Genomic DNA, 2991 nt, shown 5'->3' on the forward strand with positions numbered 1-2991 from the left:
GCAGCGGCCGGCGGTAGCCGCCATACTTCTCGGGCTCCACGCTTCCCGTCGCCTGCACCCGCTGCATCAGCTTCACGGCTGAGGACGGGCTGACGTCAAACCGCGCCGCCGCAGCGCGCGCCGACGCGCCGCTCTCGACAGCCCGTACGATCCGCTCCCGAAGATCCCGCGACAAAGGCGCCGGCATCGCTGTCCTCCACGGCTCGCCTCAACGGGAACCGTGGAATCAAAACGCCCGATTCAGCGCAACATGAAACTGCTCTTAGACCAACCGGAACCCGAATCGCAGCGCGACACGCGTTCTCGCTGGATTTATTGACGTGCAAAAAGAAAATATATCGCCCTTGTAAATGTCAGGATAAAGGCGCATTTTAAGACGTCGATTTCAAAGGCGGATAATTTGTCTGGCGCGACAAAGCGTTCGCAAGCTGACTGTTATTTCCAGAGAATAGAAAAAAATTCGACAGCGCCGCCTGAGGGCGAGCGCACATGGTTGGTTTTATTTGAAGAGGAGTTTCCGATGTCTTCGGGAACAGTGAAATGGTTCAATGCCCAGAAGGGCTTCGGGTTCATCGCGCAGGATGACGGCGGCGCCGACGCCTTCGTGCACATCAGCGCCATCGAGCGCGCCGGCCTCTCTGATCTGCAGGAAGGTCAGAAAGTTGGTTTCGAGCTCGTGCTCGACCGCAAAAGCGGCAAGATGTCGGCCGACAGGCTGCAAGTTCTGACCTGATCGCGCCGCCGGTCAGCTCTGAGCTCGGAGCAGGCCGGCGATAAGCGCCGCCGTCATGCGAGGTCGACCACGGATGTACTGGCGAACTTCGTTTGGGGCGGCGCCGCAGCTTCAGGTCCGATGAGGCGCATAGCGTCTTTGACCCCGTCGCCCTCCGGGCGGCGGGGTCTTCTCTTCCGGCCGAGATAAGGCCGGCCAACACGGGAGCGACGCGCAATGGCCAAAGCACAAAGGCGCGGGAACAAGGAAGCCAAGAAGCCCAAGAAGGCGAAAGAGCCTGTCGCGGTTCCGACCACGCTCATGCGAAGCATATCCGCGTCGTCCGGAACGCCGCCCAAGCCCAAGAAGTCCTGAGGCGGAGCTGGTGTCGACGCGCACCACCGAATCGACCGTCGCGTTCGAGCACCCCTCCAGCCTCAGGGCGCTGGACGGGCCTCAGCCGCCCGAAACCTACCGCGTCATGATCGACGAGGAGGAGATCCTGGGCGTTTCGTTTCGCGCCTACCGGCGCACCGCGACGCTGCTGCAGACGCCTGCGGTCTCCGTGCGCGGCGGGCTCAGCCAGTCTCATCTCGTTGATCGCGCCGATCTCGAGGCCGCTCTCGAGGCCGACGGGAAGGCGTCGCGCGCGTCCTGACCTGCGTCCGAGACGCAGCCCCATCCACCACCGAAAGCCGCCATCATGTCCTGGGTAATGGAAAGACTGATCCCACTCTCTGTCGGGGCGTTTATTGTCGCGATGCTGTTCATCGCCGGATGGATCAACACGGGCGCATACTGAGGTCTGGAAAGATCTTCCGTGACCGGCGGGCAGAACGCGCGGACCGCCTTCAAGTCATGGCCGGAAAGGCGAAGATGTTCGCTTACGCTAAGAACTTCGTGGCGCGCCGCCGGGCCGCCCCGCCGTGGAACGACATTTCACCGGTTCGTCAGGAGCTCTTCGGAACCGAGCGTCTGGAGCAGCACGCCGAAACGCTTGCCGCAGCCCAGCGCGTGACCGATCGGCCGCCTCAGGTCCGCTCGCTCCGGTCGCGTCTCGGCGAGAACGCATCGGTCCTGCTCGCGGCCTACAAGGCGAGCGCCGCCGAACTCGAAAGCGAGCGCGGCGTCGCGCCGGCGGCGGAATGGCTGCTCGACAACTATCACCTCGTCGAAGATCAAATCCGGGATATCCGGGAAGACCTGCCGCCCGGCTATTACCGACAGCTTCCGAAGCTCGCCGATGGCCCGTTCGTCGGCTATCCGCGCGTGTTCGGCCTCGCCTGGGCGTATGTCACGCACACCGACAGCTATTTCGATCCCGCGATTCTGGCCCGCTTCGTCGCAGCCTATCAGCGCGTCCAGCCCCTCACCATCGGAGAGCTCTGGGCGGTCGCCATCACGCTGCGCATCGTCCTGATCGAAAACCTTCGGAGGCTCGCGGACCAGATCGACGTCGCGCGCGTCGCGCGCGCCGACGCGGAGGGGCTTGCGGACCGGCTTCTGGCCGCCGGCTGCGCCAGGTCCGCGCTCGACGCCGACATCGGCGCTCGCGAAGCCGGGCCGATCTCCGAACTGTTCGCCGCCCAGCTCGCGAAGCGGATGCGCGATCATGATCCGCAGACCAATCCAGCGCTCGAATGGCTCGAGGCGCGCCTGAAGCTTCAGGGGTCCTCGATCGACGAAGCGGTGCAGCACGCGCAGCAGCGTCAAGGCGCGTCGAACGTCACCGTCCGCAACGTCATCACGAGCATGCGGCTGATCTCGGACATCGACTGGGCGGAGCTGTTCGAAAGCGTCAGCCTGGTCGACGAACGACTGCGCGGCGCAAGCAGCTTTGCGGGGATGGATTTTCCGACCCGCAACCTCTACCGCAGCGCGATCGAGCAGCTCGCCCGTGGCTCGTCCGCCACCGAGCTTGATGTCGCGGACGCGGCCCTCGCCGCGGCCCGCGCCGAGAAAGATGGGCGCGACCTTGACGCGGAACGCGTCAGGGATCCTGGATATCACCTGATCGCGGAAGGCCGACCTGCGCTCGAACGGGCGATCGGCTTCCGACCGTCGCTCCGGCTCTGCTTCAACCGGTTCAGCGTCCGGCTCGGCATCGGCGGCTATGTCGGCGCCATCCTGATCGTAGCGGCGGCGCTGCTCGGCGGCGCCCTGTGGACGCTTGGATCGGGCGGGGCCAGCCCGATCTGGCTGATCGTCATCGCGCTCTTCGCGGCCGTGCCCACGACCGACGTCGCGACCGCGCTGGTCAATCGGGTCATCGGCTGGGG

The 2991-nt window shown here is 64.9% G+C and carries 3 protein-coding genes and 1 pseudogene; 3 read left to right on the forward strand and 1 reads right to left on the reverse strand.

Annotation, left to right across the window (positions count from 1 at the left end; all coding sequences use genetic code 11):
- The coding region (locus tag EK403_RS18665) for a helix-turn-helix domain-containing protein (protein WP_428979631.1) at positions 1 to 187 on the reverse strand (187 nt) is incomplete at its 3' end.
- A 333-nt stretch (positions 188 to 520) separates the two neighbouring features.
- Between EK403_RS18665 and EK403_RS18670 the strand changes: the two genes are divergently transcribed.
- From EK403_RS18670 to EK403_RS18680, 3 genes and pseudogenes are all read left to right on the forward strand, one after another.
- Positions 521 to 733 (forward strand): cold-shock protein, encoded by a 213-nt coding sequence (locus EK403_RS18670; protein ID WP_128778978.1) that lies wholly within the window; start codon positions 521 to 523, stop codon positions 731 to 733.
- A gap of 364 nt (positions 734 to 1097) precedes the next feature.
- On the forward strand, positions 1098 to 1370 hold the full coding sequence (locus EK403_RS18675) for a hypothetical protein (protein WP_128778979.1): 273 nt from the start codon (positions 1098 to 1100) through the stop codon (positions 1368 to 1370).
- A 218-nt stretch (positions 1371 to 1588) separates the two neighbouring features.
- Positions 1589 to 2991 (forward strand): annotated as a pseudogene (locus EK403_RS18680) (glycosyl transferase); the annotation flags it as partial.

Origin of the sequence: Hansschlegelia zhihuaiae (genome assembly GCF_004103825.1) — a bacterium.
Classification (GTDB): domain Bacteria; phylum Pseudomonadota; class Alphaproteobacteria; order Rhizobiales; family Methylopilaceae; genus Methylopila; species Methylopila zhihuaiae.